Source organism: Zafaria cholistanensis (assembly GCF_008580665.1).
In the GTDB taxonomy this organism is placed as follows: domain Bacteria; phylum Actinomycetota; class Actinomycetes; order Actinomycetales; family Micrococcaceae; genus Zafaria; species Zafaria cholistanensis.
The window spans coordinates 124,678-148,870 of record NZ_BKDJ01000007.1; the positions used below are offsets into that span (position 1 = coordinate 124,678).

At 68.3% G+C, this 24,193-nt stretch carries 23 protein-coding genes and 1 pseudogene; 21 read left to right on the forward strand and 3 right to left on the reverse strand.

The window, feature by feature from the left end; translation table 11 throughout:
- The first annotated feature begins 23 nt into the window (after positions 1-23).
- From NCCP_RS14965 to NCCP_RS15265, 12 genes are all read left to right on the forward strand, one after another.
- On the forward strand, positions 24-833 hold the full coding sequence (locus NCCP_RS14965) for an ABC transporter ATP-binding protein (protein ID WP_172627340.1): 810 nt from the start codon (positions 24-26) through the stop codon (positions 831-833).
- Complete coding sequence (locus tag NCCP_RS14970; protein WP_216364681.1) at positions 830-1,633, forward strand: ABC transporter ATP-binding protein; 804 nt, start codon at positions 830-832, stop codon at positions 1,631-1,633. Before NCCP_RS14965 ends, NCCP_RS14970 begins: the two co-directional genes overlap by 4 nt.
- Positions 1,630-2,535 (forward strand): branched-chain amino acid ABC transporter permease, encoded by a 906-nt coding sequence (locus NCCP_RS08325; RefSeq protein WP_149956778.1) that lies wholly within the window; start codon positions 1,630-1,632, stop codon positions 2,533-2,535. Before NCCP_RS14970 ends, NCCP_RS08325 begins: the two co-directional genes overlap by 4 nt.
- A 4-nt stretch (positions 2,536-2,539) precedes the next feature.
- Positions 2,540-3,733 (forward strand): branched-chain amino acid ABC transporter permease, encoded by a 1,194-nt coding sequence (locus tag NCCP_RS08330; protein WP_149956779.1) that lies wholly within the window; start codon positions 2,540-2,542, stop codon positions 3,731-3,733.
- Positions 3,730-4,830 (forward strand): NAD(P)-dependent alcohol dehydrogenase, encoded by a 1,101-nt coding sequence (locus NCCP_RS08335; protein ID WP_149956780.1) that lies wholly within the window; start codon positions 3,730-3,732, stop codon positions 4,828-4,830. The genes NCCP_RS08330 and NCCP_RS08335 overlap by 4 nt, the downstream gene beginning before the upstream one ends.
- Positions 4,827-6,293: an aldehyde dehydrogenase family protein gene (locus tag NCCP_RS08340; RefSeq protein WP_216364682.1), complete on the forward strand. Its 1,467-nt coding sequence runs from the start codon at positions 4,827-4,829 to the stop codon at positions 6,291-6,293. The genes NCCP_RS08335 and NCCP_RS08340 overlap by 4 nt, the downstream gene beginning before the upstream one ends.
- Before the next feature lie 221 nt (positions 6,294-6,514).
- A complete protein-coding gene (locus NCCP_RS08345) occupies positions 6,515-7,606 on the forward strand; it encodes an LLM class flavin-dependent oxidoreductase (RefSeq protein WP_172627341.1) in 1,092 nt (363 codons plus the stop codon).
- A 105-nt stretch (positions 7,607-7,711) separates the two neighbouring features.
- Positions 7,712-9,496 carry a sigma-54-dependent Fis family transcriptional regulator gene (locus NCCP_RS08350; RefSeq protein ID WP_149956782.1) on the forward strand — a complete coding sequence of 595 codons (1,785 nt, stop codon included), beginning with the start codon at positions 7,712-7,714 and terminating at the stop codon, positions 9,494-9,496.
- A 30-nt stretch (positions 9,497-9,526) separates the two neighbouring features.
- Complete coding sequence (locus NCCP_RS08355) at positions 9,527-10,369, forward strand: SDR family NAD(P)-dependent oxidoreductase (RefSeq protein ID WP_149956783.1); 843 nt, start codon at positions 9,527-9,529, stop codon at positions 10,367-10,369.
- Positions 10,366-10,929 carry a flavin reductase family protein gene (locus NCCP_RS08360; RefSeq protein WP_149956784.1) on the forward strand — a complete coding sequence of 188 codons (564 nt, stop codon included), beginning with the start codon at positions 10,366-10,368 and terminating at the stop codon, positions 10,927-10,929. The genes NCCP_RS08355 and NCCP_RS08360 overlap by 4 nt, the downstream gene beginning before the upstream one ends.
- 37 nt (positions 10,930-10,966) lie before the next feature.
- Complete coding sequence (locus tag NCCP_RS08365; protein WP_149956785.1) at positions 10,967-11,425, forward strand: ester cyclase; 459 nt, start codon at positions 10,967-10,969, stop codon at positions 11,423-11,425.
- Positions 11,422-12,330, forward strand: a complete 909-nt coding sequence (locus NCCP_RS15265; RefSeq protein ID WP_149956786.1) for an SDR family NAD(P)-dependent oxidoreductase — start codon at positions 11,422-11,424, stop codon at positions 12,328-12,330. Before NCCP_RS08365 ends, NCCP_RS15265 begins: the two co-directional genes overlap by 4 nt.
- 107 nt (positions 12,331-12,437) lie before the next feature.
- Here NCCP_RS15265 and NCCP_RS15580 read toward each other — a convergent pair.
- Both NCCP_RS15580 and NCCP_RS08380 read right to left on the reverse strand, forming a co-directional pair.
- Positions 12,438-13,243 (reverse strand): annotated as a pseudogene (locus tag NCCP_RS15580) (LysR substrate-binding domain-containing protein); the annotation flags it as partial.
- Between the two features lie 72 nt (positions 13,244-13,315).
- Complete coding sequence (locus NCCP_RS08380) at positions 13,316-13,888, reverse strand: MarR family winged helix-turn-helix transcriptional regulator (RefSeq protein WP_149956788.1); 573 nt, start codon at positions 13,886-13,888, stop codon at positions 13,316-13,318.
- A gap of 304 nt (positions 13,889-14,192) precedes the next feature.
- On the opposite strand from NCCP_RS08380, the gene NCCP_RS08385 reads away from it, so the two are divergent.
- The 7 genes from NCCP_RS08385 to NCCP_RS08415 are packed head-to-tail and all read left to right on the forward strand — an operon-like array spanning position 14,193 to position 21,557.
- Positions 14,193-15,371 carry a cytochrome P450 gene (locus tag NCCP_RS08385; protein WP_172627342.1) on the forward strand — a complete coding sequence of 393 codons (1,179 nt, stop codon included), beginning with the start codon at positions 14,193-14,195 and terminating at the stop codon, positions 15,369-15,371.
- A gap of 52 nt (positions 15,372-15,423) precedes the next feature.
- A complete protein-coding gene (locus NCCP_RS08390; RefSeq protein WP_149956790.1) occupies positions 15,424-16,416 on the forward strand; it encodes an ABC transporter substrate-binding protein in 993 nt (330 codons plus the stop codon).
- Positions 16,417-16,431: 15 nt separating this feature from the next.
- Positions 16,432-18,168: a dihydroxyacetone kinase family protein gene (locus NCCP_RS08395; RefSeq protein ID WP_149956791.1), complete on the forward strand. Its 1,737-nt coding sequence runs from the start codon at positions 16,432-16,434 to the stop codon at positions 18,166-18,168.
- On the forward strand, positions 18,165-18,980 hold the full coding sequence (locus tag NCCP_RS08400) for an ABC transporter permease (protein ID WP_225873758.1): 816 nt from the start codon (positions 18,165-18,167) through the stop codon (positions 18,978-18,980). The genes NCCP_RS08395 and NCCP_RS08400 overlap by 4 nt, the downstream gene beginning before the upstream one ends.
- A gap of 1 nt (position 18,981) precedes the next feature.
- Positions 18,982-19,758 carry an ABC transporter permease gene (locus NCCP_RS08405; RefSeq protein WP_149956792.1) on the forward strand — a complete coding sequence of 259 codons (777 nt, stop codon included), beginning with the start codon at positions 18,982-18,984 and terminating at the stop codon, positions 19,756-19,758.
- A 7-nt stretch (positions 19,759-19,765) separates the two neighbouring features.
- On the forward strand, positions 19,766-20,608 hold the full coding sequence (locus NCCP_RS08410; RefSeq protein ID WP_149956793.1) for an ABC transporter ATP-binding protein: 843 nt from the start codon (positions 19,766-19,768) through the stop codon (positions 20,606-20,608).
- Entirely contained in the window at positions 20,601-21,557 is a 957-nt protein-coding gene (locus NCCP_RS08415) for a PDR/VanB family oxidoreductase (RefSeq protein WP_216364684.1), read from the forward strand. The genes NCCP_RS08410 and NCCP_RS08415 overlap by 8 nt, the downstream gene beginning before the upstream one ends.
- A gap of 95 nt (positions 21,558-21,652) precedes the next feature.
- Here NCCP_RS08415 and NCCP_RS08420 read toward each other — a convergent pair whose 3' ends face one another.
- Complete coding sequence (locus tag NCCP_RS08420) at positions 21,653-22,135, reverse strand: MarR family winged helix-turn-helix transcriptional regulator (RefSeq protein WP_149956794.1); 483 nt, start codon at positions 22,133-22,135, stop codon at positions 21,653-21,655.
- A gap of 132 nt (positions 22,136-22,267) precedes the next feature.
- On the opposite strand from NCCP_RS08420, the gene NCCP_RS08425 reads away from it, so the two are divergent.
- Positions 22,268-23,194: an SDR family NAD(P)-dependent oxidoreductase gene (locus NCCP_RS08425; RefSeq protein ID WP_149956795.1), complete on the forward strand. Its 927-nt coding sequence runs from the start codon at positions 22,268-22,270 to the stop codon at positions 23,192-23,194.
- An 11-nt stretch (positions 23,195-23,205) separates the two neighbouring features.
- Positions 23,206-24,168 carry an amidohydrolase family protein gene (locus NCCP_RS08430; RefSeq protein WP_149956796.1) on the forward strand — a complete coding sequence of 321 codons (963 nt, stop codon included), beginning with the start codon at positions 23,206-23,208 and terminating at the stop codon, positions 24,166-24,168.
- Positions 24,169-24,193 lie beyond the last annotated feature (25 nt).

Below are 24,193 nucleotides of genomic sequence, written 5' to 3' on the forward strand. Positions count from 1 at the left end.
CACCGCGCGAAGGAGGAGCCATCATGAGCGAAGCCAACACCGTGCCGCCACCACGCGCCGGCACCGAACTCCTGGCTGTCGAGCGGCTCTCGGTCAGTTACAGCGGCGGCTCCATCATCGCGCTCGAAGGAGTCGACCTGACCGTGCACGAGGGCGAAATCGTCGCCCTGCTCGGGGTCAACGGGGCCGGCAAGACCACCCTGCTGCGGGCCATCTCGGGACTTCTGGGCATGCACGGCGGAACCCTCAAGGGCGGGTCGATCAGCTATGGAGGCCGCGACATCACGGGTGCACCGTCCTGGAAGCGCGTCGGGGCCGGAATCTCGATTTCCTTGGAGGGCCGGCGCATTTTCGCCGACCTGAGCGTGGCGGACAACCTGCGCGCCGGGGGCTACACCCGCCCCCGGGCGCAGGCCGCCCGCACCATGAACGAGGTCTACGACCTCTTCCCGGTCCTCCGGAAGAAGCGAGAGCTGGCCGCCGGCCTCCTCTCCGGGGGAGAACAGCAGATGCTGGCCGTGGGCCGGGCGTTGATGCAGGGCCCGCGCCTGCTGCTGCTCGACGAGCCCTCGCTGGGGCTGGCGCCGCTGATCGTCGCCCAGATCATGCAGATGGTCACCCGGATCAACGAGCGCGGATGCAGCGTGCTGCTCATCGAACAGAACGTCTCGACGGCACTGCCCGTCGCCGACTACGCCTACGTGCTCGAAAGCCGGCGGGTGGCCCACCATGGACCGGCTGCCGAACTGATGGCCGACGGCCGGCTGCGCGAGCTGTACCTGGGTTCAGCGGGCGAACCGGCCACCGTACCCCGAGAGAAGGTCCTGCCATGATGCTCCGTGTCGAAGCGCTCACCCTGTCCTTCGGCGGCGTGCGCGCACTGAACGAGGTGGGCTTCGAGGTCGCCGAGGGTGAGTTCTTCGGGATTCTCGGCCCGAACGGGGCCGGGAAAACCTCCCTTTTCAACTGCCTCAGCGGGCTCGTGGCCCCCACCGGCTCCGTCACCGTGGAGGGGACCGAGCTGCTGGGCCGGCGCCCGCACGAGATCGCTGAGCTCGGGGTGGCCCGCACTTTCCAGAACCTCGGGCTTTTCGGGTCGATGAGCGTCACCGGGAACATCCTGGTCGGGGCGCACCGACAGATCAGCGGCGGTGCGCTGTCGGCCGCGCTGCGCTGGCCCCGCACGTTCCGTTCCGAGCGGCAGGCCCGGGAACGGGCGGACGAGCTGATCGACCTTTTGGGCCTGGGCGCCTACCGGGACGCGACCGTCGATACGCTGCCCTACGGTATCCGCAAGCGCGTGGAGATAGCCAAGGCGGTGGCGTCGGGTCCGAAGCTGCTGTTGCTGGACGAGCCGGTCGCCGGCATGAACCACGAGGAAACCGACCAGTTCGTCGAGTTCGTGCTCGAACTCAAGGCCCGGATGGGGCTCACGATCGTGATGATCGAACACGACGTGCCGATGGTCATGCGTATCTCCGACCGCATCCTCGCGCTGGACTTCGGCGAAGTCATCGGCGTGGGAACCCCGGAGGAGATCCGGCACAACGAACGCTTCATCTCCGCCTACCTCGGCACCCCGGCGGGCGCCGACGCCCCGGCGGAGCCCCAACTGCACGGAGGAAACCGGTGACCAACCTGATCCAACTCACCGTGTCCGGGCTGTCCTTGGGCATCCTCTATGCCCTGGTTGCCATCGGCTTCGCGGTACTGCTCAAGGCCACCGGCCACTTCAACATGTTCCCCGGAGCCCTGGTGCTGCTGGGCGCATACCTGACCTACCAGTTCCACGTGCTGTGGTCGCTGGACTTCGTGCTGGCCGTGGCGCTGGCGGCGATCCTGTGCGCCGCGCTCGGCCTGGCCGGGGAGCGGCTGCTCTTTTCCCGGCTTGGCGGAAAGGGGCACCGCTCGATCGAGCACCTCTCGGTGCTGCTGGTCAGCCTGGGGCTGATCTCCCTGGCCCAGGCCGCGGTCGTGAGCGTGTGGGGGCCGCTGACCCACCTGATCGAGGACCCCTGGGGACTGAGCATGATCCGGTTCGGCGGCGTTGCGATTGCCGTGCGGGACCTCTGGGCGCTCGGATTGAGCCTGATCCTGCTGGCCGTCTTCTACCTGGTCATCCAGCACACCCGGGTCGGCGTGGGCATGCGGGCGGTGGCGAGCGACCCCGAAGCGGCCCGCGCCCAAGGCGTGAACCCGCATGTCATCTCCGCTACGGCCTGGGCCATGTGCAGCGCGGCCTCCGTGCTGGCCGGAATGATGCTGGCCACGGAAATGGGCGGCGGACTCGTTCCCAACCTGGACCAGATCGCCTTCTCCGCGCTGCCGGCCCTGATCCTCGGCGGGCTGTCGTCGCTGCCCGGCTGCATCTACGGCGGCCTGGCGCTGGGCCTGGTGCAGACCTACGCCGCCGGCTACGCCCCCGAGAGCATGGGACAGGGATTTGCCTCCATGCTGCCGTGGGTCGTGATGATCCTGCTGCTCGTCGTCAAGCCCAGCGGCTTCGCCAAGACCCTCGAGACACGAAAGGCCTGAGCCCATGGCACTGACCGAAACCGCACCCCGGCTGCGGCCTGTCCGCACCGGGCAGCCGCCGGCACGACGCCGCGACGACTCCCGGCTGTGCCGCACGCGCACCCAACGCATCCTGCTTGCGGTGGCGTTCGTGGCCATCGTGGCCTTCCCGCTGAGCGTCGAGAGCGCGTTCCTGATCTCACTGACCGGCACCATTGGCATCTTCGCCCTCGCGGCGCTGGGCCTGAACATCCTCTCCGGCTATGCCGGCCAGATTTCGCTGGCCCAAAGCATCTTCGTGGGCATCGGCGCCTTCGCCGGCGTCGCCCTCGGGGGCCTCGCGGAGTTGCCGCTGCTGGTGTGGCTCCCGGGAACCTTCGTGGCCGGGGGACTGGCTGCCGCGCTGGTGGCCCCGCTGACGTTGCGGCTCAAGGGCGTTTTCCAGATTGTGCTCAGCCTGGCGCTGATCTTCGTGGGCCACTACGCCTTCATCAACCTGCCGGCACTGACCGGGGGCAATGGCGGCATCTCCGCCACCCCCAGCCTGTCCCTGGGGTTCATCGACTTCGGCGAGCTGACCGTGGCCGGCATGCGCTACAGCTACGAGCAGGGGCTTTTCATCCTCATCTGGCTGGTGCTGGCGGCCAGTATGATCGCCGTTGTGAACATGCACCGCACCCGGTTCGGCCGGGCACTGGTGGCGGTGCGCGAGGCCGAGACCGCCGCGGAGATCGCGGGGATCAATGCCGCCCGCGTCAAGGTACAGGCCTTTGTCCTGGCCGGCGCCTTTGCCGGGCTGGCCGGGGGCCTGCTGATGGCGCAGCTGCGCTATGTGCAGGCCGAGCAGTTTGGGATCAACATGGGCCTGGAGCTGCTGATCATCGTTGTGGTGGGCGGCCTCGGAACCACTTGGGGCCCGGTGGTCGGCGCCGCAGTCATCAGCTCGATCCCCGTGCTGGCCACCCAGTACGCCGAACACATCCCGTTCCTGCAGGCGGACTTCAGCCAGAGCGGGGAGATCGGCATCCCGGTGGGGCAGGTGGGCCTGCTGATCTACGGCCTGGCGCTTGTCCTGGTCATGGTTTTCGAACCCCGGGGCCTGTCCCACATTTTCGGCGCGGGGGGCCGGTCCCTGCTCCGCCTTGCGAGGCGGGCCCGCACCACGTCGGAGCCGGTCCTGGTTCCGCAGCCTCACGCACACCTTGGAGGGAAAGCATGACGCTCATGACGGCGGCCGTGGTCCGGGATCCGGACCGCGGATTCGAACTGGAGCAGGTGCGGCTGGATGCACCCCGCGCGGACGAGGTCCTGGTGCGGCTGGTGGCCACCGGGATCTGCCACACCGACCTGGGGGTGGCCCGGGGCACCAGCTCCCCCCGCGTGCTCGGCCATGAGGGTGCCGGGGTCGTCGAACGCGTCGGTTCCGCCGTGGACGGGGTGAAGCCCGGCGACAAGGTGATCCTCTCCTTCGCCTGCTGCGGCGAGTGCGACAAATGCCTGGGCGGGACTCCCGCGCACTGCCGCCACTTCATCCCGCTGAACATGGCCGGTGCCCGCCACGACGGGTCACTGACCCTCAACGGCGAGGCGGGGGAACCGATTGCCGGAAGCTTCTTTGGCCAGTCCTCGTTCGCCCAGTACGCCCTGACCAGCCCGCGCAACCTCGTGCCGGTCCCCCAAGACACCCCCGAAGAGCTGCTGCGGATCCTCGGCCCGCTGGGATGCGGCATCCAAACCGGAGCCGGGGCCGTCCTTAACAGCCTGCGCGTGCGGGCGGGCAGTTCAATGGTCATCACGGGAGCCGGCAGCGTGGGCCTGAGCGCGCTGCTGGCCGGCCTGGCAGCCGGGTGCACCACGGTCGCCGTGGCCGACCTGAACCCGGACCGCCTTGCGCTGGCCCGGGAGCTGGGGGCCACCGCCACCGTCAACGTCTCCGACGCCGACGCGCTGGACCAGCTCCGCGCGGCCACCGGAGGAGGTGCGGACTACGCGGTCGAGACCAGCGGCGCCGCCGCGGCCGTGCGCCTGGCCGTCGACGCCCTCGACGTGGGAGGCGTGGCCGGACTGGTGGGACTGGGGCGCCCCGGCGCCGAGATCGTGCTGGACCACGCCACCGTCGGCTTCGGCCGCTCGATCGTGGGCATCGTGGAGGGCGACTCCGTACCCCAGACACTGATTCCGGCCCTGCTGCGGCTGCATCTGGCCGGACGTTTCCCCTTTGACCGGTTGGTGACGCTCTACCCGTTCGACCAGTTCCAGCAGGCCGTCGAGGACAGCATTTCCGGGACCACGATCAAGGCGGTGGTGGTGCTGTGAGCGTGGGAGAAGCGATTCCGGTCCTGCCCGGCACCGAAGGCCTGTATTGCGGAGGCCAGTGGGCCGCCCCGCTCCAGGGCCGCGAGCGTGAACTGCGTGACCCGAGCACCGGGGCCGTGCTCGGCGTCGCCCCCCTGGCCGGCGCGGAGGACGTCCCCTCCCTGGTCGGGGCTGCCCAGCAGGCGGCAGCGGGCTGGGCCGGCTGCGGTCCGCAGCGGCGCGCGGAAGTCCTCGAGGCGATCGCCGAGCGCTGGGAAGCGCGCGGCGAGGAACTTGCCGAACTGGTCTCGCGCGAAATGGGCATGCCGATCACCGCCTCCCGGGGCCACAACGTCTATGGACCGGCGGCAGCCCTGCGCTACTACGCCGGCCTGGCCCGGGACCTGCGGACGGCGGAGAGCCGCGCGCCACTCTTCTTCGAGGGAAGCCTGGACCTGCGCCGGGTGCCGGTGGGCGTGGTGGCCGCAATCGTGCCCTGGAACTATCCGTGGATGCTGCTGGCCACGAAGCTGGGCCCCGCCCTGGCGGCCGGATGCCCGGTGATCGTTAAGCCGGCCGAGGAGAACGCGCTCAGCGCCCAGCTGCTGGCCCAGGTGTTCGACGAGGCCGGAGTGCCCCCGGGCGTCGTCAACGTGGCGGTCGGCGGTGCGGACTTCGCCGCGGCGCTGGTCGCCCACCCGGGAATCGCGAAGGTGGCGTTCACCGGTTCGACCGCCGTCGGCCGATCCATCGGCGCCGCTGTCGGGGGCCGCCTGGCGGCCTCCACGCTGGAACTGGGCGGCAAGTCGGCGGCCATCGTGCTCGACGACGCCGACCTCGAACGGACCCTTTCCCGCTTGCCGGCGCTGTCCTACATGAATACGGGACAGACCTGCTTCGCCCAGACCAGGGTGATCGCAACCCCGGGCATATACGAACAGATCGTGGAGGGCTATCGGGACTACGTCCAGGCCCAGCGGGTGGGCCCTGCCCTGGACGAATCGACCCTGCTGGGTCCGGTGGTCTCCGCGGCCGCCCGCGACCGCATCGAGGCGGTGGTCGCCGATGCGGTGTCGGCGGGGGCGCGCCTGATCCGCCCTGCGCTGCCGGCGGACCTGCCGCCCGGCGGGCACTACGTCGCACCGGCAGTGCTGGCCGATGTCGAGAACCACTGGCCCGTGGCGCGGGAGGAAATCTTTGGACCCGTGACCTGTTTGATCCGGGCCCGCGATGCCGAGGACGCGGTGCGCCTGGCCAACGAGAACGACTACGGCCTGGCCGGGACGGTGTGGACGCGCGACCTGGACAAGGCCCGGGACATCGCGGCCCGGGTGGAGGCAGGTTCCTTCGGCATCAACGGATACCTGCCCGACCTGGGCGCGCCATGGGGCGGGGTGAAGGCCAGCGGCACGGGACGCGAACACGGACCCGAAGCCATCGGCAACTTCCTGCGCACCGACACCGTTTACGTGTTCGACTCCTAACCTGCCCGGCCCGCCTCCGCCGGGGGCCCGCCGAAGCCGTTGGCCCGCCCGCACGCACCGTGCGGGCGGGCCAACGGCGTTTCCGGGAAGGGCGGGGGAGTGAAACCGGCGGTCTCAAAGTGAGACGGGAAGGCGGGGGGCGCAAGCCTAGTGTGATATCAAATACATCACCCGGTGATGTTGGCGACAGCCAGAAATTCCAATCACTGAAAGGGAAAACCATGCTGAACATCGGTATCAACCTGGGCTTCGGCAAGCTCGAAGAGGGCCTGAGCGATGAGGAGATGTACCACGGCGAACTCGACCTCGCCGTGCGCGCCGAGGGCCTGGGATACGACAGCGTGTGGGCTGTCGAACACCACTTCAGCGACTACTCCATGTGCCCGGACAACCTGCTGCTGCTGGCCCACGTCGCCGGCCGCACCGAGCAGATCAAGCTCGGCACCGGCGCCATCATCGTGCCTTGGAACGACCCGCTGCGGGTGGCCGAGAAGGCACTGATGCTCGACACCATTTCCCGGGGGCGCCTGCTGCTCGGTGTCGGGCGCGGGCTCTCCCGCAAGGAGTATGTGCCCTTCCGCATCCCCCTGGAGGAAACCCGCGAACGTTTTGACGAAGCCTCCGCGATGATCTTCGAGGCTGTCGAATCCGGCGTCATCGAAGGCGACGGACCGTTCTACCCGCAGCCGCGCACCGAGCTGCGCCCGGGCCCGCGCGGCTCCTTCATGGACCGCCGCTACTGCGTGGCCGGCTCGCCCGATTCCCTGGTCTCCGCGGTGAACCTCAAAGCCCGCCTGATGTCCTTCATCGTGCGTCCGGTGCCGGACCTGATGGGCAACTTCACCACCTACCGCGAAATGTACGAAAACCAGCACGGCGAGGTGGCCCCGGCGATCTGCCTGAACGTGAACATGTACTGCCACGAGGACGACGCGCTGGCCCAGGAACGCCATTTCGAGTACATCTCCCGGTTCTTCCACTCCAACGTCGACCACTACGAGATGGCCGGGGACCACTTCGCCACCACCAAGGGCTACGAGCGTTACGCCGACGGTGCCCAGCGCATCAAGGACGCCGGCCTCCAGGGTGCCGCGGACAAGTACGCCGAAACGGCACTGTGGGGCAACCCGGAGCGCATCCTGGGGCAAATCGAGGAAATCCGCGACACCCTCGGCGACTTCGAGCTCATTGTGGCCCCCTGCTTCGGCGGGATGCCCTACGACCAGGCCCGTGCCAGCCTGGAGCTCTTCTCCCGCGAGGTCATGCCCAAGGCCCGCAGCCTCAACGGCCAAAAGGTCAGCCTGGCCGTCTAGGCCCGGCAGGCGCCCGAACGGCCGTGCGGGCGGGACCGCGGCAACGCCCCGCCCGCACGGCCGTCATGGCCGCTGCCACCCGCTCCAACAGAGAGGAACATCCCGATGGACACGTTGAACCCCGCGGTGCCTGCCGGCATCGCGGAATGGGACGCGATCCGCGCCGCCAAGCTTGAGGTGCTGGCCCGCGACCCGCGGTCCATTCGGGAAAGCGACTATCCCCAAGTCCGTCCCGAGGTGGTGCGGTCCTGGAAACGCTCCATGCTCTCCGGGGTGGACCCGCACGCCACCGCGATTCCCCACGATCCCGGCTTCGTCGCCCAAAGCCGGCTGGCCCAAGCCGCACAGCCGATCATGAACCGGCTCGAAGACCAGATCTCCGACCTCAGTTCCTGGGGGTTCCTGACGGACCGTGCCTCCAGGCTGCTGACCGTTGTGGTGGGCGACTCTCCCCAGGCGGTGCGGCTGCGCCAGAAAGACCTCCGCCCCGGGTTGTGCTTCGCCGAGGACCTGATCGGCACCAACGGCATCGCCTGCGCCCAGGAGGAGCAACGCCCTTCCATCATCTCGGGCACCGAACACTTCCGTTTCGATTCCGAGATCCTCACCACGACCGGGGTCAACATCCGCGACCCCTACACCAAGCGCTTTGTCGGCACCCTGGGGGTGCACTGCCGCCGCGAGTACGGTTCCGCCGCGCTGCTCCAGCTCGTGGCGGAGATCGGACGCTCGATCGAAGCGCAGTTGCTGGCCAGCCGCGCCGATGAGGAGCGCGTGTTCTTTGACCACTACCTGCGCATGCAGCGGCGGTTTCGCGGCGCGATCGTGGGCATCACCAAGAACCATTGGGTCGCCAACTTCCAGGCCCAGGCGCTGCTGGGCGAGAACGACCACCACATCCTGCGCCGCCTGGCCGAGGAGGCGTGCCTGCGCGGGCAGGAACGCTCGACGCGCCGCCGCCTTGCCAACGGAACCGGTGCCACGATCACCATCACCCCACTGGAGCACTCGGCCGGACGGTTCGCAGCGGTGCTGACCCTCAGGCCCGAACAGGCGGCGGACGCCTCCAGCCTCTACGCCCTGCCGTTCAGCGAGGGCGGAGCGGTGCGGGAGGACTTCCGGGCGCAGGCACGGCGGGCGCTCGGCGGCGGCCAGGCGGTACTCTTCAGCGGCGAACGGGGCAGCGGCAAACGGCACATCGCCCATGACGTGCTCACCGAGCTGTGCGCGCCGGCAACGGTGGTGGAGGCCGACGCCGCCCAAGCGCACCTGGCCCCGGATGAATGGTTTGCCCGGTTGAGCCGCGCGCTGGGGGACCGGGGCGCCCCGGTGCTGCTGACGCACCTGGAGGAGATTCCGGCGGAGCTGGTGCCCCGCGTCGCGAACCTGGTCAATGCGGCGACCGGCCCCCTCGTTGGCACCACCAGCGAGCAGCACGGCGAGGACAGTCCCACGGTCTTTTTGCGCGAGTGCTTTCCCGCCGCGCTGGAGATTCCGCCCCTGCGGGACCGCGCCGATGAATTTTCGGCACTCTGCCGCGGCCTCCTGGCCGCGCTCGACGCGGCCGACGGCCAGCGCAGCAGCATCGCCCCCAAGGCGGTCGCCGCCCTGGTATCCAACGACTGGCCCGGCAACGTGCGGCAGCTGCGCCAGGTCCTGGCCACCTCACGCATCCGGGCCATGGGACGGGAGATTGGCCTCACCGACCTGCCTGCCCGCTACAGCAACGCGGCGGCCTCGCGCCCCCTGGGGGAAATGGAACGGGTCGAACGGCAAACGCTGATGGTGGCGCTGCGCGAATCCGGGGGCAACCGGGAGCTTGCGGCCGAAAAGCTGGGCATCTCCCGGGCCACGATCTACCGAAAGCTGAAGCGCTATGAGCTGCGCTAAGGGATACACCGAAGGAAGGGACACACAACAATGACACGGAGGGACGATCTCGCCGGCGCGACGGCGGTCGTGACGGGGGGAGCCTCGGGTATCGGGCGCGGCATCGCCTCCACGCTGGTGGCCCGCGGCATGAACGTCGTGGTCGCCGACATCGACCAGGCCGCCCTGGACCGGGCCGAGGACGAACTGGGCGTGCTGGGCGTGGCCACCGACGTCACCGACGCGGACAGCGTCGCTGCGCTCGCCGAGCGCACCATGGCCGAATTCGGTGCGGTGCATTTGGTGTGCAACAACGCCGGTGTAGGTCCGATGGCCCCGATGAACCAGCTGACCCTTGAGGACTGGCGGTGGATGTTGGAGGTGAACCTGTGGGGCGTGATCCATGGGGTGGATGCCTTCCTGCCGCTGCTGGAGCGCAACACCGACTGGGGACACATCGTCAATACCTCCTCGATGTCAGTGCTGGCCCCGCCCCCCAAGCTGGGCGCGTATGTCGCCTCCAAGGCAGCCGTAATGGGCCTGACCGAGGTGCTGGCCGCTGAACTCGCCGCGGCGGAATCGGTGGTTTCGGCCAGCGTGCTGATCCCCGGTCCGGTGCGCACCAACATCGCAGCGAGCCTGAGGCACCGGCCCGCCACTTCGAATGGGGCCCTGTTCGACGTGGACATCTCCGGAAACGGGAAGAACTTCCGGTTCCTGGACCCCGAACAGGTCGGCGAGCTTGTGGTCGACGCCATCGGCGACCGCCGCCTCTATATTCCCACCCACGGCGAGTGGCGCCTCCAGGCCGCCGAGCGCCACCACCGCATCCAATCCGATTTCCCCGCCCACGGCGACGCCATCGGCAGCACCACGGCCCAGGAGGCATCATGAGCACAAGCACTGCAGCCAGCACCACCGGCACCCCGGCGGCGGCATCCCTGCAGGAGACCGTGCAGGATCCCGTGCAGGAGCTCGCAGCCCGCGTACGGGCCGTCCACCGGCAGTATCCCACAGGCGTCACCGTGGTTACGGCCGCCGTGGACGGCGTCCCCTATGGACTGGCCGTCAACGCGTTCTCCTCCATCTCGCTGGACCCGCCGCTGGTGCTGGTATGCGTCAACGAATCCTCCCGTTCCTACCCTGCGGTGTTCGACAGCGACTACCTCGGGGTCAATATCCTGGCCGCCGACCAGCGGCCGGTGGCCGGCGCCTTTGCCGTGTCCGGCGGGGACAAGTTTGCGCAGCTGGACTGGACGCCCAGCGAGCGCGGGGTCCCGGTGCTCGACGGCGTCGCCGGCCACTTCGAACTCGAGGTCAAGTACAAGATTCCGGCATTCACCCACACGATCTTCATCGGCAGGGTGATCGACGCCCAATCCTCGGGCAAGGCGCCCCTGGTCTACCAGGGCGGCGGTTTTTTCGACGGCACACAGCTTGTCCCGGCCGGCTAGAACACCCTTGCAGCGAATCGACGAAGGAGCTCCCAGCATGCCCATCACCGCGTCCACAGAGCAGCTCGAGCAGGAGCAGCTCAACCACGACCTGCTCCTGCGGGCCCTGTCCCACCAGGGGCATGAGGCTGCCCTCAAGGCCCTGGACACCTACTACGCCCCCGGCTTCGTCCGCCACGGCGACAAGGCGGACTACAACCGCGACCAGTTGCGGGAGGGCCTCACCCGGCTCTATCGCGGCTTCCCCGATTTGGCGCGCACCCACAGCGACGTGATGGTGCAGGGGGACCGCGCCGCCTACCGGTGGGAGGCCCGCGGCACCCACTTGGGTGACTACCTGGGGGTCCGGGCCACCCGGCAGGCGGTTCTCGCCCGCGGCCTCGTCATGTGCAGGTTCGCGGACGGCAGGATCGTCGAGGAATGGGCCTCATGGAACAAGGCCAGCCTGCTGCACGACCTGGGCATCATTCCCCTGGGACGGGAGGAGGGGAAATGAGGGAATTTGCGGGCAAGATCGCCTTTATCACCGGTGGCGCGTCGGGGGCCGGCCTGGGACAGGCCCGGGTGTTCGGGCGTGCCGGATGCCGCATCGTCATTGCCGACATCCGCCGTTCCGCCATCGATGAGGCGCTGGAACTGCTGCGCTCCGAGGGGATCGAGGCGCACGGGATCGAACTCGACATCACGGACCGGACAGCCTACGCGGCCGCTGCGGACGAGGTCGAGGCGGTCTTCGGCTCGGCGCCGCAACTGCTCTTCAACACCGCGGGCGTGAACAGCTTCGGGCCTCTCACCGCAGCCACCTATGAGGATTTCGACTGGGTGATGGGCGTCAACCTCCAGGGCGTCATCAACGGCATCCAAACGTTCCTGCCCCGTATGATCGCCAGCGGGCGCGACGGGCACATCGTCAGTACCGCCTCCATGGCCGGCTTCGAGGGAAGCCCCACTGCGGCGATCTACTCGGCCAGCAAGGCGGCGGTGATCAACCTGATGGAAAGCTACGCGCTTTCCCTGCCGGCCCACGGCATCGGGGCGTCGGTGCTGTGCCCGGCCAGCATCAAATCCAACATCGCCTACGCCCAGCAGACCCGGCCGGCCCACCTGGCCGCGAATTCGGGCTTCCGGGCGGACCCGGAATTCATCGCGTTGCAGGACCAGCTCTACAGCGGCGGCATGGATCCGCTTGTGCTGGCCGAGCACGTCAAGCGCGGCATCGAGGAGGACGCGGTGTACATCCTGCCTTACCCGGAAACGCGGGACGGGATCGAGCGGCACTTCCGCACCATCCTGGATTCCTTTGCCGACCCCTCGGTCGATCCGGAAGGCGCCCGGGAACGCGCCCTGGCCTTTGAGCGGTACCGGGCCCAGGCGGCGGCCCTGGCCGGTTCGGGGGACTGAACCGGCCCGCCGGAGGCGGAAGGGGGCCGGGGCGACGACGTCGGAGGCTGCGGCGTCGTCGCCCTTCCGCGCCGGCGGACCGCCGGCGTTCGGGATGCGCGCACCACATCCAGCGCCTCGCGCACGCGCCGGGAGGGCCGGTGCCCGGCCGCCATAATGCCCACGATCGCGTTGCCGCGCACCGGGTCGGCCACGGGTCGGTACGCGACCTCGCGCCCATCGAACGTCGCCCCCGTGGCGGGGATGCTGTGGACCAGCGAACAGCCCAATCCGCGCGCGACCATGGAACGGGTGGTCTCCATGTTGCTGCTGCGCCATCGCACGTCCAGCCGCAAGCCCAGGTCCGCGATGATCGAGGTGAGCCGTTCGACCGTCGGGGGATGTCCAGGACGACCGCAGGCTCTGCGATGATGTCGCGCAGGTGGATCACGGGGCTGGAGGCCAGGCGGTGGGCGGCTGGCAGCATCACATGCAGGGCGATCTCCGCCAGCCGCAGGGCCTCAGGGTCCGGGTCCGCCTGGAGCTCGCAGGCGAGCGCCAGGTCCAACTGGCCGCGGCGTACGCCATCCTGGATTTCCGCCGGCGTGCCCTCCCGGAAGCTCAGGTCCACGTCCGGGAAGCGGAGCGTGAAATGTTCGGCCAGGCGGGCCGGCACGCCCCGGGCGTGGGCGGCGAAGTCGAGCCCGGCGGCGGTGGGAAAGGCCCGCTTGGACCGGCTGCGGATCAGCAGCTCCGTGTCCAGCGAGCGTTGGAGCTGGACCACGTCCGCTACACCCCGGGCCCCAAGGCCGGCTGCAACCCCGAGGTGATCCTGGAACTGGACCGGCAGCTGGCCGCGGCCTTCGACCAGGGGACAGGCCCCGGCACCCACCCGCCGACCGCGGAGTCCGGCGGACTTTTGCCCGTGCGGCATACCGGGCTGGGGCAGGGGCGCCGAACCGCGCGCAGGGAGCGCCGGCGCGGTGGGCCCGTGCCGCTCCGCGGACTAAGCCCCCGCGGACTCATCCCCTTCCGGGGGATCCGTCCGCGGAGTGGAGGCGAGCACCTCCGCTTCATACCGGATGAGGTCCTCCTTGGCATCCAGCATCTTCCGCAAGGCATTGTTGAGGACCCGGATTTCCTCAGGCTCCAGGCGGCGATGGAGGATGCGCTGGCGTTCCATGGCGACCGGCATCATCTGAGCGTGCATCTCGGCGCCGGCTTGGGTAAGGAAGAGGAGGCGGGAGCCCCGCTTCCCGTCCTTGCCGGTTATCAGGCGCCGCTCCATAAGGGTATTGATCGATATCGAGGCGATCGATTTGTTGATGCCCAGGACCTCGCAGAGCTCGCTTGCGGATGAGCCCGGATGGTTGCCCAGTGCGCTAATGATCCGCCATTCGTTGGTGCCGACTCCAAACAGGTGGTTGAAGACCCGGGAGCCGCCCCAGACGAGCATGTTGGATACGAGTCCGACGAGGGCGGGCGTGTAGGAGTCGCGGTCGATCCTGTCGGGAAGCCGGTCGGTCACACGCCCCTCGTCGTCGACGTGCTGCGGGGTCGAAGCAGTTGGATTGGACATCGCACCTAATTCGCTTGGGTGGGAATCGGTTGTTCTTTATCGGCCGGGGGGACGAGCGGTGCCCGGTCCCGAAACCACGATACGCGAGGGCCGGGGCCGGCGTCCGGCTCGTGTTCGGCCCCGTTGCCGCCCCGCCGGAGGGCTCTTTCCGAACAACCCTTGACGGGGTGTCCGAAATCTAGTTTATATGTAAATCAGTTTAGGTGTAACCCACATCACCCTGTCCTGTGTCGGGGGTTACAGGGGAAATGTCCAGGATCAAGGAGGGTCCATGCGGGGTTCAACGGAGTTAGACGGACGCATTGTGTTGGAAATTGATCCCTTCTCGCGGGAGGGCCTGCTGCATCCGGCCGAGGTGGACCGGACAGTGCGCGAGGCGGGCGACGTCGTGTGGCTGGAAAAACACGGGATCTGGGCTACCGGGCGCCATGCCGTGGTGGAGCAGGTCTTTCGCGACTACGCGACCTTCGAATCCTCCTCCGGGACCGGCCTGACAAACATCAAGAAGGAAGCCAACTGGCGCAAGCCCAGCGTCATCCTGGAGAACGACCCGCCGGACCACGCCAGGTACCGGCGGGTCATGGCATCGGTGCTCAGCCAGCGGGTGGTCCGCCGGCTGCGCGACGGATTCCGGGACACTGCAGTGGAAATCGTCGACCGGGCCCTGGCCCAGGGCTCGATCGACGGTGCCAAGCAGCTCGCCGAGGCTTTTCCCCTGGCCGTCCTGCCCGACGCGATTGGCTTCAGTCCCGAGGGGCGGGAGAACCTGCTGCCGTATTCGAACCTGAACTTCCAGGCCCAGGGGCCCCGGAACGAGTTCTACTGGGCGGCGGTGGAGGAATCGAAGTCGGCGGTTCCCTATGTGGATTGGCAGATCAGGCGTGAAGCGCTGGCCCCGGGCGGTCTGGGCCGGGACATCTACGCCTTTGCCGATTCCGGCGACATCAGCGAAGAGGACGCCGCGATGCTCGTGCGTACCTTCCTGTCTGCGGGTGTTGACACGACCATCTTTGGCATCCAGTTCGCGCTGAAGGCACTCGCGGAGAACCCCGGGGCATGGGCTGCGCTGAAGCAGGATCCGGGACTGGCCAAGGCCGTTTTTGAGGAGTCGCTGCGCTGTTACGCCCCCAGCCCTTACATCGGCCGAACCACCGCCTGCGAAACCCGGATCGGCGAAACGGCCATTGGAGCCGGCGAGAAGATCCTGCTGATGCTCTCCGCGGCAAACCACGATCCCCGTTTCTGGGACCGCCCGGAGGAGTTCGATATTTCGAGGGACACCTCGGGACACCTGGCCTTCGGAACCGGAGTCCACGGTTGCGTCGGACAGATGATGGCGCGAATGGAGGCGATCACCCTGCTGACGGTCCTGGCCGAGCGGGCGGACGTCCTGGAACTGGCCGGCGAGCCGGTCCCTTTCCTCTCGAACTGGCTGCGCGGGTTCGAGTCGCTGCCCCTGCGGATCGGGCGCAGCGTGGCTTGAGGCCCGCCCTGGAAACAGTTTTTGATACGCACGCACTTCAAGGAGACAACAGATGAAACGACTGCCCAAGTTGATGTTCGCCCTCGGCGCGGTGGCCCTGGCGGTGACCGCCTGCTCGCCTGCCACCGGCAGCGGGGACCAGGCTGGCGGCGCTGCCAGCGGCGGACTGCGGGAAGTGAATATCGGGGCCGTTCCGGTCGTTGACGTGGCAGCACTCTACGTGGGGGAGAAGCAGGGGTACTTCGAGGAGGAGGGCCTGAAGCTCAACATCGAGTTCGGCCAGGGCAGCGCGGCCATGATCCCGTCCCTGCTGAACGGACAGTTCGACATGCTCTACGGCGGCTCCGTGAACATGGTGCAGGCCGCCGGCCAGGGTCTTCCCATCCAGGCCGTCGCGGTGGGCGGGCGCTCGACGGGCGTCGAGGGGGAGGACCACGGCGGGGTGCTGGTGCTGCCGGAGAGCGGCATCGAAAACGCCGCCGGGCTGGAAGGCAAGAAAGTTGCGGTCAACGCACTGCGCGGCCTGCACGAGGTAAGCCTCTGGGCCTCCATCAGGAAGGCTGGCGGGGACCCGAAGAAGGTCACGTTCCTGGAAATGCCCTTGGCCGACATGGGCGCCGCACTCGAGTCGGGGCGGATCGATGCCGCGTCCACCTCGGAACCGTTCCTCGGCGTCATTGAAGGCGACGGCGCCAAGAACATTGCCAGCCTGTATGTCGATGCCGCCCCCAACTTCGTCGGGGCCACCTACTTCACCTCCACCAAGATGACGGAAACGGATCCCGAATTCGTCCAGGCCTTCGTGCGGGCCCTGGAAAAGTCGTTTGCCTATGCCGATGCCAATCCGGAGGCGGTCCGGGCCGAATTGGGAAACTTCACCAAGATCGATCCGGCCCTGATTGATTCCATGACCCTCACCAGCTTCAAGTGGGGGCTCACCACCGAAGACATCCGGGTAATCGCCGACCTGGCCGCCGCTGCCGAGTCCCTCGAAAACCCGGACGAGGCCACCGAGGCCGTAACCGCGTTCCTGAACAAGCAGTAGGCGTTCGGTGCGGACATGAAGAAGATCATCAACGCGGCAGAAGAAGTCATTGACGACTACATCGATGGGCTGGTCGCCGCCGGGCACGGCCTGAGCCGCCTGCGCCGTGAACCGGTAGTGCTGCGGGCTCCGGGGTTCCGGAAGGATCCGGGGAAAGTCGCAGTGATTTCGGGAGGCGGTTCCGGGCACGAGCCGGCCCACGCCGGCTATGTCGGCCCCGGAATGCTCGACGGCGCAGTGCTCGGCCCGGTCTTCACCTCGCCGTCGGCAGACCACGTGTATTCGGCCATCAAGGCCGTGGCGGCGGATGCCGGGGTCCTCCTGATCGTCAAGAACTACACCGGTGACAGGCTGAACTTTGGGATTGCCATGGAAATGGCCCGGGCGGATGGCATCGACATCGACATGGTGGTCGTGGCCGACGACGTCGCGCTCGGTGACGGGTCCCGGGCGGGCCGGCGCGGCCTGGCCGGAACGGTATTGGTCCACAAGCTGGCCGGGGCATTGGCGGAGCAGGGCGCCGGCCTGGCCGGGATCGTTGCGGCGCTCAGGGGCTTCCTGCCCGGGGTGGGCACCATGGGGGTCGCGCTGGGCCCGTGCCACTCGCCGGGACGGCAGGAGCCGAACTTCCTGCTGGGGCGGGATGAAATCGAGTGGGGCCTGGGCATCCACGGCGAGGCCGGCCGAAATCGGGGCCCCCTCCCCGGCTCCCGTGAGCTCGCCGCCGCTCTGGTGGAATCGATCGCCGTCGACCGGGGACTTGCGGAAGGGGCCGGGGTCGCCGTCCTCGTCAACGGCCTGGGCGGAACCCCCGACCTGGAGTTGCGCATCTTTGCCGGCAACGTCATCCAGGCCGTGCGTGCCCGGGGACTCTCACCCGAACTGCTCTGGACCGGGGCGTTCATGACGTCCCTGGAGATGCCGGGAGTCTCCGTCACGCTGGCCGCACTGGACGACGCGTCGCGGTCCCTGCTTCTGGAGCCGGCTGCTGTCCCGGGCTTCGGCGCACCGGGACACCCAAACGGCGTCCCGGACCATGGGGGAGACCTTCCGGAGGCCCCGCAGCACGAGGGAAGGGTGCGGAACGAGACCCCGGCCGCCGTGGCGGCCGCCCACGAATTCGTGGCGCTGCTCTGCCGGCGCCTGATCGAGGAGGAGGACCGCCTCACGGCGCTTGACCGTGCGGTGGGGGACGGGGACCTGGGGACAAACCTGGCCCGCGGTGCCCGGACCATCCTGTCCTGCGGGGAGGAACTGGCGGCAGGCAACAGCCTGCCTGGCTACTTCCGGGGTCTTTCGGAGGCGATCCGCAGGGTGGTGGGCGGGACCTCCGGTCCGCTCTACAGCCTGTTGGCCCTGGGGATGGCCGAAGGTATCGGCCGCAACCCGGAGGCGCCGCAGCCGGAGGATTGGGGCAGGGGCCTGGAAATCGGTACGGCCCTGATCCAGGAACTCGGCGGCGCCCAGGTCGGGGACCGCACCATGGTTGACGCGCTCGTTCCCGCCGTGGAGGCCCTGAACGGGGCCGCCGGGGACCCCGAAGCCGTGGCCGCGGCGGCACAAGCCGCACGCCACGGTGCGGAGGCCACCGGGACCATGGTTACCGGCCTGGGGCGGAGCAGCTACCTGGGCCGGCGGGCGCTGGGACACCCCGATCCGGGGGCCATCGCCATCGCCATCCTCTGCGAAACGGCTGCCACGTATCTTGCAGCGATGGCCGGCGCAGACGGACACCCCGGCGGCGGACGATGACGACGGCCCCGGTGCAGGCCAGGAAGCAGCCCGGGAAAGGTTCCCGCCGGGAACCGCTGCTGTGGGGGATGCTGGGCATCGGAACCCTGCTGGCGCTCTTCGAGATAATTCCCCGGTTCGGACTGATCAACTCCCGGTACGTTCCGCCGCTGTCCGATGTCCTGGCAGCGCTCGGCGGGCAGCTGACGGACGCAGGCTTTTGGACGGCCCTGGGTTCAACGATCCTGGGCTGGCTGCTCGGGCTGGCCATCGCGTCGGTTTTGGGCGTGGTGGGCGGCGTGGTCGTGGCCAGCATCCCCCTTGTGAACCGGATGCTCTCCTCGACCATCGAGTTCCTGCGTCCCATTCCGTCGGTGGCACTGGTGCCGATTGCCGCATTGCTCTTCGGCACCACCATGCAGGCGACCCTGTTGCTGGTGGTCTTCGCCAGCTTCTGGCAGGTCCTGGTCCAGGTCATGTACGGGGTGCGGGACATCGACCGGGTAGCGCTGGACACCGCGCGCACCTACCGGCTGGGGACGTTCTGGACGGTGCGCCGGGTCGTGTGGCCCAGCATCATGCCCTACGTCGTCATCGGCATCCGCCTGGCGGCGGCCGTCGCGCTCATCCTGGAGATCACCGGAGAACTCGTGATCGGGTCTCCGGGCATCGGAAAGCTCATTGTCATCGCTCAATCCTCAGTGGCCACCTCAACCATGTACGCGCTGGTCCTGGTGGCGGCCCTGCTCGGGGTGCTGGTCAACGTGGGTACCCGCCACATCGAGCACAGGGTCCTGTTCTGGCACGCATCGGTTCGCTCGGAGGGAGCGTGAAATGAAAACGGGCAAGCTATCCGCCTGGTTGTTCGTGACGCTGGCCGTTCCCGCGGTCATCCTGGCGCTGTGGACACTCCTGGCGGAACTGACGGAGAGCCTCTACTGGCCCTCGCCGCTGGCCATTGCCCGGGTCTTCCCAAAGGCCTGGCTCGATGGACGCATGACGGAGGACGTGTTGCCCAGCCTGGTCCGGCTCGCACTGGGCTATCTCTGCGCCCTGGCCATCGGGATCGCGGTTGGCCTCGTGGTCGGATCGGTGCGGCGGCTGCGCCTGGCCGTTGAACCGGTCTTCGAATTTTTCCGGGCCATCCCGCCGCCGGTCCTGGTGCCGATCATGATGCTGATCGCCGGCATCGGCGACGGCATGAAAATCAGCGTGATCGCCTTCGGGTGCGTGTGGCCGATCCTCATCAACACGGTGGAAGGTGTCCGCGGCATCGATGGGGTCCAGATTGACACGGCCCGGTCGTATTCGCTGCGGCGGAGACAGCGGCTTTTGAACGTAACCATTCCCTCCGCTGCCCCGAAGATCTTCGTCGGGGCCAGGCAGTCCCTGGCAATCGGCCTGATCATGATGGTCATCAGCGAGATGTTCGCGGCGAGCAACGGTCTTGGCTACAACATCGTCCAGTTCCAGCGGCTGTTCCAACTCAAGGAAATGTGGAGCGGGATCATCCTGCTCGGCATCATCGGCGTCGCGGCCAACGCCATTTTCAAGCTTGTTGAGAAGCGCTGCCTGCGCTGGTATCTCGGCATGCAGTCCCAGGAAAGGTAACCGAAAGATGCAACACGTCGAAAAACATCCGATCCTGTCGGTGGAATCGCTTCGCAAGGTCTATGGTGCCGGTGCCGGAGCGGTGGAAGCCATTGGAAATCTCGACTTCACTGTTGCCCGCAACGAACTGATCTGCATCGTGGGACCGTCGGGCGCAGGAAAAACCACCTTCCTCCGCTGCCTTTCGGGACTGCTTGCCCCCACGTCGGGGCAGGTCGTGCTGGAAGGGAAGAAGGTCGAGGGCCCGCCGGAAGGCATGGCCGTGGTGCTGCAGGAATACAGCCGCAGCCTGTACCCGTGGATGACCGTCTACGACAACGTCGAACTGCCGCTCAAGGCGAAGGGTCTCCCCGCGGGTGAACGCAGGACGGCCGTCACCGAGGCCCTTGGAGCCGTCGGGCTCTCTTCGTCCACGAAGGCGTACCCCTGGCAGTTGTCCGGCGGCATGCAGCAGCGCGTGGCTATCGCCAGGGCCATCGCCTACAGGCCAAAGATCCTGGTCATGGACGAACCCTTCGCTGCGGTCGATGCCCAGACCCGGGCGGAACTCGAAGACCTGGTGCGGGACCTCTGGCAGCGCCTGGGCGTGACTGTCCTTTTCGTCACCCATGACATTGACGAGTCCGTCTACCTGGGCCAGCGGGTGCTGGTCCTGTCCAGTGCTCCCACGTTCATCATGGAGGAAGTGCGGATCGGCCTGCCCGACGAGCGTGACCAGCTCTCCACCCGGGCCCTTCCGGAGTTCGCGCGGCTCCGGACGCAGGTGTACGAGCTGATCCAGCAGGCCAAGCTTGTCACCTACCGGACGGAGCGCCCCGTTGCCGGGGAGGCGGTGTCCCACAGTGTCTGATCCAACCATGCTCACCCTGCAGGTCGTAGCCAGAAACTTGGAGTCCGACGGGGTCATCTCACTGGTGCTGGCCGACCCGATGCGGGCGTCCCTTCCCGCCTGGACTCCGGGCGCCCACATCGACCTGCACATGGAAGTTCCCGGCCGGGGGGAAGTGGTGCGGCAGTACTCGCTGTGCGGCGATCCGTCCAGGGACACCGAGTACCGGATCGCCGTGCTGCGTGAGCCGGACGGCGGGGGCGGCAGCCGGCACATCCACGACGCCCTGTTTCCCGGCACCCTGACGCGGGTATCGAGCCCGCGAAACCTGTTCGAGCTCGGTCCCGGAGCTCCGCTGGTCTTCGTAGCCGGTGGAATCGGCATCACCCCGATCCTGCCCATGATCGCCCGGGCGCAGGAACAGGGGATCGACTGGCAACTGCACTACGCCGGACGGTCGATCGAGACGATGGCGTTCACGCGCGAACTGGAACCGCACGCGGGGCGCACCTTCCTGTATCCCGCCGATCAGGGCCGGCGGATGGAGGTACGCGAGATCGTGCGCAACGCGGGGCAGGCGGTGATATACGCCTGCGGGCCGGGCCGGCTCCTGGATGCCCTGCAGGAGGCCGCCGACCGGTACGGCCGGGACCTGCGGGCCGAGAGGTTCGTGAACGAAAACATCGTCAGCGCCGCGTCGGACGAGCCCTTCAGCGTCGAGCTCTCCGAGTCGGGGCTGACGCTGGAGGTCCTTCCCGGGGAATCGATCCTGGAAGTGGTCAGCGCGGCAGGGGTTCCCGTTCCGTCCTCGTGCCGCGGTGGAACCTGCGGTACCTGCGAGACGTTCGTTCTGGCGGGGCGGCCCGACCACCGCGATGCGATTCTCAGCGCCAAGGAGCGCGAGGAGTCGGAGGTCATGATGATCTGCGTATCCCGGAGCAAGGGCGGGCCGATCAAACTGGAACTGTAATTCCACGGCCGGCATCCCCGGCTGACCTCCAAACCGCCCGGGTGCGGCCGCCCTCTTGGGCTGCACGCGGGCGGTTTCCTGCAATCAAACCTAGGTCAGCCCTCTCCGCCCGGGAAGGCGGCCTTGGTGAGCAGGCGGCGCAGCTCGTCCCGCTCGGCGGGGGAGAGCGAACCGAGCGCGGCATCCTCCGCGCGGTGCGTCGCCTCGCGCGCCTGGCGGTACACGGCCACGCCCTCGCCGGTGGCGCGGATGATCTTGGAACGCCGGTCCTGCGGGTCCGGGGCGCGCAGCACCAGCCCGCGCTTCTCCAGCTGGTCCACCAGGGCCACGATCTGGCTGGGGTCCAGGCTGAGGAACCCGGCGAGTTCGCGCTGGGTGGGTGGCGTGGGCCCGCAGGCCAGGGACAGGACGGAGTAGGAGCGGACCTTCAGGTTTAGAGGGGCCAGCTCCCGGTTCGCCAAGAGGGAGCCAATCGAACGGGTCCGGGCCGTGAGGAACTCGATCTCTCCGGCCAGGTCGCTGGCCAGGAGCCGGCCATGCTCCTCGAGGACCGCAGTGTTCTTCTCATCGGGGGCCATGCCCCCTCCTTCCACGCATGTTGATGTGGAACTTAATCGTTGACTTTTTCAAGAATATAAGTTGCCATGTATTTAACGCCAGATTCGCACGAAACCGAACGCCGGGCAAGGCCGGGCAGAAGGAGCCACCCCATGTCACTCGCAGGAAAAGTCGCCATCGTCACCGGCAGTGGCCGCGGCCTCGGCCTGGCCTACGCGCAGGAACTCGCCCGCCAGGGTGCGGCCGTGGTCGTCAACGACGTCGACGCCACCGTCGCCGGGGAGGCCGTGGCCGCGATCACCGCAGCCGGCGGGCGGGCGACCGCCGTCGTCGCCCCGGTGGGCACCACCGAGGTCGCCCGGCAGCTGGTCCGCGCCGCCGTGGACACCTTCGGCGGCCTGGACATCCTGGTCACCAACGCCGGCGTGCTGCGGGACAAGTCCCTGCTGAAGATGACGGACGAGGACTTCGACACCGTCATCAACGTCCACCTGCGCGGCACCTTCACCTGCGTCCGCGAGGCCTTCGCCTACTTCAAGGAGAACGGGATCCCCGGGCGCATCATCGCCATCGGTTCCCCCACGGGACAGCGCGGCAACTTCGGCCAGACCAACTACGCCGCCGCGAAGGCCGGCATCGTGGCCATGGTCCGGACCTGGGCGCTGGAGATGAAGCGCGCCGGCGTGACCGCCAATGCCGTCATCCCGGTCGCCGCCACCGCCATGACCCGCACCGTGCCGTACTTCACCAAGGCCGTCGAGGCCGAAGACCGCGGCGAGCCCATGCCGGAGTTCTTCCGCAAGGAGCTCGGCTTCGGCACGGCCGGCGACGTCTCCGGGCTGGTCGCGTTCCTCGCCTCCGACGAGGCGGCCGGGATCACCGGCCAGGCCATCGGCGCCGGCGGGGACCGCCTGCAGCTGTGGAGCCACCCGGAGGCCATTGAGTCCGCATACCACGACGGCGGCTGGGACCACGCGGCGCTGCAGGCCGGCTTCCCGTTCTCGGGCAAGCTGCAGTCCGTGGGCGAGAGCCTCCCGGAGCTTCCCGCGGAGCTGCAGCCGGAACCCGTGGCGAAGTAGGCGGCCCGGCAATGTCCACCCGCTACGAACCCGCGCTGGACGTGGCCGCGCTGACGGCCATTGACATGCATGTCCACCTGGAGGTGGACAACTGCGGCCACCGTGCCATGCCCGACGACCTCTTCGACGCCTCGGCGAAGTATTTCAAGGCCGAGGAACGCACCCCGTCCATGGACCGCATCGCCGAGGTCTACCGCGAACGCTCCATGGCCGCCGTCGTCTTCACCGTGGACGCGCGCACGGCGCTGGGCCACCTGCCCAACTCCATCGAGGACCTGGTCGCCGGGGCCGCGCGCAACAATGACGTCCTGATCCCGTTCGGCAGCGTCGATCCGCGCACCGGCGGGGAGGCGATCGCCCAGGCCCGGCGGCAGGCGCTGGAGTTGGGCGTGCGCGGGTTCAAATTCCACCCGTCGCTGCAGGGCTTCGACCCCTCCGGGGAGGCCTTCTACCCGTTGTGGGAGGCGCTGGAGGAACTGGGCCTGCCCTGCGTGTTCCACACCGGCCAGAACGGCATGGGCGCCGGGCTGCCCGGCGGGCGCGGGATCAAGCTGCGCTACTCCAACCCGATGCTGCTCGACGACGTCGCCGCGGATTTCCCGGGCCTGACGGTCATCATGGCCCACCCTTCCGTGCCGTGGCAGGACGAGGCCAACTCCATCGCCACGCATAAGGCCAACGTGTTCATCGACCTGTCCGGATGGAGCCCGAAGTACTTCCCGGCCTCGCTGGTGAAGCTGGGCAACAACGTGCTCTCCTCCAAGCTGCTCTTCGGAACCGACTTCCCGCTGATCACTCCGGACAAGTGGCTTGAGGCCTTTGCCGGGCTGCCGTTGAAGGACGAGGTGCGCCCGCTCATCCTCAAGGGCAACGCCCTGCGCGTGCTGGGCCTGGAGGTCCCCGCGCTGGACGCTGCAGTCGAGGAAGCCAAGGCGGCCAAGGCGGCCGAGGCGGCCGAGGGGGCCCGGGCGTGAGCCGCGGCCGGGATGGTGACGTGGG